The sequence below is a fragment of the Streptomyces sp. ID05-39B genome (assembly GCF_033794725.1).
Classification (GTDB): Bacteria; Actinomycetota; Actinomycetes; order Streptomycetales; family Streptomycetaceae; genus Streptomyces; species Streptomyces bobili.
Genome location: NZ_JARGEF010000364.1, coordinates 1 through 5,792, shown reverse-complemented (window position 1 = coordinate 5,792; position 5,792 = coordinate 1). Strand labels below are relative to the sequence as shown.

Sequence of the window (5,792 nt, the reverse complement as noted above, 5' to 3'; positions counted from 1 at the left end):
GAGCTGATCATGGCCGAGCGCACGGACGGCTGAGCCGGATCGTCATCGGTGACGCTTCGGTGGGCATGTGTTCGCCGACTCGGGGTATTCGCCTGATGAGCGGGCCTGCATCATTCGGGTCCGCTCACGGACCGGGTACAGCAGACGTCGAACCGTGACTTTCTGGGAGAGGTAATGCACACCGCCGTGATCGGGTCGCAGGCACAGGTCGTCGAGGACACCGCCGGGACCAGCACGGCCGGCGCGCCGCTGCCGGGGGTCGAGGATCCCCGGCGCGTGGCGCCCCGCGACGCGCGAGAGCTGTCGCGTCAGTTCTTCAGGCGGCTGACGGAGCTGGACGAGGGGACGCACGAGTACCAGTACGCGCGCAACACCCTCATCGAGATGAACATGTCGCTCGTACGGTTCGCGGCCGGACGGTTCCGGGGCCGCGGCGACGACATGGAGGACATCGTCCAGACCGGGATGATCGGCCTGATCAAGGCCATCGACCGGTTCGAGATCTCACGCGAGGTCGAGTTCACCTCCTTCGCGCTGCCCTACATCGTGGGCGAGATCAAGCGCTTCTTCCGGGACACGACCTGGGCCGTGCACGTGCCGCGGCGGCTCCAGGAGCTGCGGGTGGAACTGGCCAAGGCGCGCGACGAACTCGCCAGCCGCCTGGACCGGGAGCCGACGGTCGCGGAACTGGCCACGCTGATGAACCTCGCGGAGCGCGAGGTGATCGAGGCGCAGATCGCGTCCAACGGCTACAACTCCTCCTCGCTGGACGCCGCCCTCACCGGCGACGGCCCGGAGGGTGGCGAGGCGGTGCTGGCCGACTTCATCGGCGTGGAGGAGGACGGGCTGCGGCTCGTGGAGGACTTCCACTCGCTGGCCCCGCTGATGGCGGAGCTGAGTGAGCGCGACCGGCAGATCCTCCATATGCGGTTCGTGGAGGAGGCCACCCAGGCGGAGATCGGTGAGCGGCTCGGCTGCTCCCAGATGCACGTCTCCCGGCTGATCAAGCGGATCATCGTGCGGTTGCGCGAGGGGATGCTGGGGGAGCTCGGCTGCGCCTGAGGGCATCCCCGGCGGGGCGGCTCAGCCGGCGGCGAGCCCGAGGACGGCACGGACGCGTTTGCCGACCGGGATGCGTTCGGCGGTGACCTCCGCGGCGAGGGCGTGCACGATCTCCAGGCCGTGCCGCCCGATGCGCCGGGGGTCCTTGGGGAACCGCAGGGGCAGGGCGTCGCTGCTGTCGTACACGGCGACCGTCACCGAGGTGTCGGTGCCCTCGAGTTCCAGGATGTACGGGCCGTTGCTGTGCCGGTCGGCGTTGGTGATCAGCTCGCTGACGACGAGCATGACGTCGTCGCTGAAGCGGTCGTCCATGCGGGCGCACCACTCCGTCCTGAGCTGGTCGACGAAGTGTGCGGCGAAGTCGCGGGCCTCGGCGATGGAACCGGCTTCCCCGGTGTAGTGCGCCGTTCGGCGGAGCGGTTCCACGGGTACGTCGAAACCGGCCGGTATCGCTGCCCCGCCCAGGTGCTTGATCATGCTGTTCTCTCTCGGAGGCCGGACTGGCCGGACGCTGCTGCACCCATGCTGCTACCCCGTTCCGGGCCGCGCAGTCCCCCGCCCGCGGCCCGGTCGGCATGGGCTGTCTCACAGTACGGGTGGGCTGCCGGCGGACCGAGAGGGGGGCGAGGCCGGCTCGGACCGGGAGGTGGTGTCGGTGGCGTCGGAGGGTGTCTCGTCCTCCGTCGGCGGTGCGCTCGACGGCTCCGGCGACGGGGGCGGCTCCTCGGAGCCGGTGGGCGGCGCGGGGCTGGTCGAATCCGGCCGGCCGGGGCTGTGGGAGGTCGACGGCGCGGTGGGCCCGGTGGTCGACGGCTCGGTGGGCGAGGAGACGCTCGCGGACGGTTTCGGCGGGGTCACCGGGGGCTTGGTGGGCCGGTCCTTGCCGCCGGTGTCGCCGCGGTGCCGGGCGAACCAGCGGTCGTCGTCGGGGTCGTAGAGGACGAAGGCGTTGATCACGGTCCGGGACGGGGTGACCACGACGACGTCGGAGGGGTGGTAGGACGGCCAGAAGTCGCCGGTGCGCTTCGGGGTGGTCTGCTGCGCGACGGGCGGGGTGAGCGGGTTGCCGCAGGCGCAGCGCACGCGGGGCACTCCGTGGCCGTCGACGAGGACGGCGGTGCCGGACTGGAGGACGGCCTGGTAGGGGGTGGCGGCGCCGTCGCGGTAGCCGTGGTTGGTGACGCGGGTGTCCATGCGCAGCTGCACCGGAGTGAGGGAGCGCAGGTGGGCGGGGACCTCGGCGGGGTCGATGCCGGGGACGGAGGCGAACGCCCGGTTCTTGGCGGGGTCCGCCCCGAGTGCCTTGATCTGTTTCTCCACGTCGCAGGCGGCGACGTCCTGGGTGCCGCCGTAGAGTCCGGGCGCGCCGCCGTCGACGCCCCGTACGGCGTTGGCGGGTGCGGAGGGTGTCGCCGGGGCGGTGGAGGCGGGCGGGACCGAGGCGTCGGTGGCGGTGGACTCGGTGAAGGGGTCCGGGCCTGTCTTTCCCGCGGCCTGGAGGAAGACCTCGCTGTCGCCGCCGGAACCGCCGCCGCCGGAGCGGGTCGTCAGGACGAGCACGACGGCCACGGCGACGAGGAGGGCGGTGGTGAGCAGCGCGATACGGGGTGCGGACCGCCACCACGGCCGGTGCGGTCCGTGCGCGCCGCCCGGCGAGGCCGCGCCGCCCGAGGGCCCGTCCGGAGGTGGGGTGGGCGGTCCCGAGGGTGGCTGAGAGGGGCCCGACAGTGGCCCTGAGGGCGGTCCGGTGGGACGGCCGGACGAGGGCGGTTCGACACTCACGAGCACTCCCGGGGTGGGTCTCCCGTGACGCACCTGACGGCAACCGCGTGCGCCACTTGCTCCATAAAAACCATCATGTACGCTTTTGTCACACTTCGCCCGCACGTGGGCGCGGACGGCCCTCCCGGCAGGCGTGCGGGCCGGGCGCTGCTTAGCGTGGCGAGCGTGAGCCCGAACCTCTCCTCCGGCCAGGCGGTGGCCCGTCACGGCTGGGTGCGGGCGGTCGCCACGGCACTGGCCGGGCTGATCGCCATGGGAATCACGGCCGCGCTGGGGCTGTGGGCGGCCGGCGCCGCCGATCTGCCCGACGGGGCCTATCCGAGGGTGGTCGCGGCGACCGTCGTCACAGCCGTCGGGGGTTCGATCGACCTCTCCGGTAACGCCGGGGGAATCGCCGACACACGGGCGGGCCTCACGGTGATCCCGCTGTCCGTGACGCTCGCCGGCGCCCTGGTGACGGCCGCCGGGTTCCTGCGGCCACTGCGGCACCGGGCCGTCGCCTCGGCTGCCGAGCTGGCCGGCTGGGCGGCCCGGATCGCCGTGGTGTGGCTGCTCGGCCTGCTGGCCCTGGCCCTGGCCGCCCGCCAGACGTTCGCGGTGTCCCTGGGCGACGACACGCTGGACGACCTCGGCGAGGTGTTCGGTGTGCCCCCGAGGGCAGGCTTCGCCACCGACGTACCGCTCACGCTGCTGTCCGGGCTGTTGTGGCTGGCCGGTGTGCTCGTGCTGGCGCTGCTGGTCTCCCGCGGGGCTCCGCTGCCGCCGCGGATGCTGCGCTTCCAGGAGTCGGTGCGGCCGGCGGCGTACGCGATGGTCGTGCTGCTGCTCGCGTGCGTCGCGCTGGGTGTCGTCATCGCACTCGTGACCGCGGTGACCCGCGGCCATGCCCCCCAGATCCTCGCGGTGGTGCTCCTCGGCCTGCCCAACCTGGTGTGGCTCGCGTTGACCCTCGGGCTGGGCGCCACCTGGGAGGGCCGGGTGGAGGGGCCGTTCGGGCTGCCGATGCCGCAAGTGCTGGACGAGGTGCTGCGCGGCTCGGAGACCGCCACGCTGAACCTGCGGACGCTCGCCGAGCAGGACAGCCGGGTGTGGTGGCTCGTCGCCGTGGACGCGGTGCTGCTGCTGGCGGCGGCGTTCGTCATGGCGGCCCGTTCCCCGGCCCGGACCCCTGCCTGGCGCAACGCGGTGCACATGGCGGTGGCGCTGGTGCTGACGGTGCTGATGATCTGCCTCGTCGGCCGGGTCTCCGCGCACTACGGCCTGACCCTGTTCGGCATCAGCGACCTGGGCGGCGCGGGCCTCGGCGGTGACCTGTTCCTGCGCCCCCGGGTGTGGCCGGCGCTGGGCCTGGCCGCGCTGTGGGGGCTGGTCGCCGGGTTCCTGGGCGGGCTTCTGGCACGGGGGACGGCCGGTCGGGGCAGGGTGGGCGACGGCACCGGGTAGGCCGCTTCAGCCCGCGCCACCCGGCGGAATTCAGCCCGCACCGCCCGGCGGTTCGAACACCGGCGCCGCCCAGCGGGGCGGAGGCTTCGGCCGTTCCTCGTCCGCCGCCGCGATCCTGTGGTCCACCTCCGTCGGCGGGTGCCGTTCGGGCGGTCCGCCCAGGAGGGCCGTGCGCAGGGCGGCGACGAACGTGAGGCAGGTGGCGTGGCGGGCGTCCGGCGTCTTGGCGAGGGCCTGCGCGAACACCTCGTCGACGGCGGGCGGCAGGTCGGCGCGGGTTGCGGTGAGGTGGGGCGGTTCGTCGTACTGGTGGGCCCAGAGCAGGGCCATGTCGTCGTCGCGGCGGAACGGCGGGTGGCCCGCAAGGGTCTCGTAGACGACGCAGGCCAGGCCGTACACGTCGCAGCGGCCGTCGACCGGGCGGCCGGAGATCTGTTCGGGGGCGACGTAGTCGAGGGTGCCGACGAACTGGCCGACGGTGGTGAAGCCGGTGAGGGACAGCGACTTCTTCGTCAGGCCGAAGTCGGTGAGGTAGACGTGCTCGGGGTGGTCGCTGTCGGTGCCGCGGTCGACGAGGATGTTGCCGGGCTTGACGTCGCGGTGGACCAGGCCGTGTTCGTGGGCGGCGTCGAGGGCGGAGGCGACCTGCGCGGCGATGCGGACGGCGGCGGCAGGCGGCAGCGGTCCGCGGCCGTCCAGGAGGTGGCGCAGGTCGCTGCCGGCGACGTACCGCATGGCGATGTAGAGCAGACCGTCGGTCTCGTCGGCCTCGAAGACCGGCACGATGTGCGGGTGGTCGATCGCGGCGGCGACCCGGGACTCGTGGGTGAAGCGTCTGCGGAAGGTGTCGTTGCGGGCCAGTTCGGGGGCGAGCAGTTTGAGCGCTACGGTCCGCTCCAGGCGCAGGTCCCGGGCGCGGTAGACGACGGCCATGCCACCTCGTCCGATCTCCCGTTCGATGCGGTAGCCCGCCACCTGCCGGCCGATCAGGTCGGAGGGCCGGCCGGAGAACAGGCTCGTCTCACGGCTCACCGGGGTTCACCGTCGGGCGTCACGACCCGGGTCGGGGCGTGTCCGAGGTCCTCGGCGGCGTCCTCGGCCGCGGCGGGCGGGCCTTCGGCCGCGTAGGTGCTCAGCCGGGAGCCGTCGCCGTACGCCCAGCGGGCCTGGGCGGCGTCGTAGAGCCACATGGACTCGCCGTCGACGACCACGCCGATCCGCAGGCCCTGGGTGCGGCGGCGGAAGGTCTCGCCGTCGAGGCCGCCCGCGGCGAGTTCCTCGACGGCGGCCCGGTAGCGCGCGAGGGCCTGTTCGGCGCGGCCGAGCAGGGGGCGGGGGTCGGCGGCGGTGGTGAGGGGGTCTCCGGAGAGGGGCGGGTCCTGGGGCACGGCGACCAGGTGGCGGCCGTCCACCCAGGCCGACCAGCCGTTGGAGCACAGCACGTGTCCCCAGTCGCCGCGCCGCTCGACGAGCCGGACGGGCAGCAGCGGGTCGAGGGCGAGGGT

6 protein-coding genes are annotated in these 5,792 nt (G+C 73.4%); 2 read left to right on the top strand and 4 right to left on the bottom strand.

Annotated elements, in window-relative coordinates; all coding sequences use genetic code 11:
• Positions 1-174 precede the first annotated feature (174 nt).
• Positions 175-1,062, top strand: a complete 888-nt coding sequence (locus P1P75_RS39035) for an RNA polymerase sigma factor SigF (protein ID WP_319264327.1) — start codon at positions 175-177, stop codon at positions 1,060-1,062.
• A 21-nt stretch (positions 1,063-1,083) separates the two neighbouring features.
• Here P1P75_RS39035 and P1P75_RS39030 read toward each other — a convergent pair whose 3' ends face one another.
• Together P1P75_RS39030 and P1P75_RS39025 are read right to left on the bottom strand one after the other, a co-directional pair.
• Positions 1,084-1,539: an ATP-binding protein gene (locus P1P75_RS39030; RefSeq protein WP_319264326.1), complete on the bottom strand. Its 456-nt coding sequence runs from the start codon at positions 1,537-1,539 to the stop codon at positions 1,084-1,086.
• A 108-nt stretch (positions 1,540-1,647) separates the two neighbouring features.
• The gene (locus tag P1P75_RS39025) at positions 1,648-2,844 is read right to left on the bottom strand and encodes a DUF6777 domain-containing protein (protein WP_319264324.1); all 1,197 of its coding nucleotides are present in this window, start codon (positions 2,842-2,844) and stop codon (positions 1,648-1,650) included.
• Between the two features lie 165 nt (positions 2,845-3,009).
• Here P1P75_RS39025 and P1P75_RS39020 point away from each other — a divergent pair, with 165 nt between their 5' ends.
• Positions 3,010-4,287, top strand: a complete 1,278-nt coding sequence (locus P1P75_RS39020; protein WP_319264322.1) for a streptophobe family protein — start codon at positions 3,010-3,012, stop codon at positions 4,285-4,287.
• 30 nt (positions 4,288-4,317) lie between these two features.
• Here the strand turns inward: P1P75_RS39020 and P1P75_RS39015 are convergent, their stop codons facing one another.
• Together P1P75_RS39015 and P1P75_RS39010 are read right to left on the bottom strand one after the other, a co-directional pair.
• A complete protein-coding gene (locus P1P75_RS39015) occupies positions 4,318-5,319 on the bottom strand; it encodes a serine/threonine-protein kinase (protein WP_319264320.1) in 1,002 nt (333 codons plus the stop codon).
• A partial coding sequence (locus tag P1P75_RS39010; protein ID WP_319264318.1) for a hypothetical protein occupies positions 5,316-5,792 on the bottom strand: 477 nt, incomplete at its 5' end. The genes P1P75_RS39010 and P1P75_RS39015, both read right to left, overlap by 4 nt.

Bases quoted from the DNA above. Each gene is read 5' to 3' on its own strand.
- P1P75_RS39035 (WP_319264327.1), top strand. From the start codon at position 175: ATGCACACCGCCGTGATCGGGTCGCAGGCACAGGTCGTCGAGGACACC.
- P1P75_RS39030 (WP_319264326.1), bottom strand. From the start codon at position 1,539: ATGATCAAGCACCTGGGCGGGGCAGCGATACCGGCCGGTTTCGACGTA.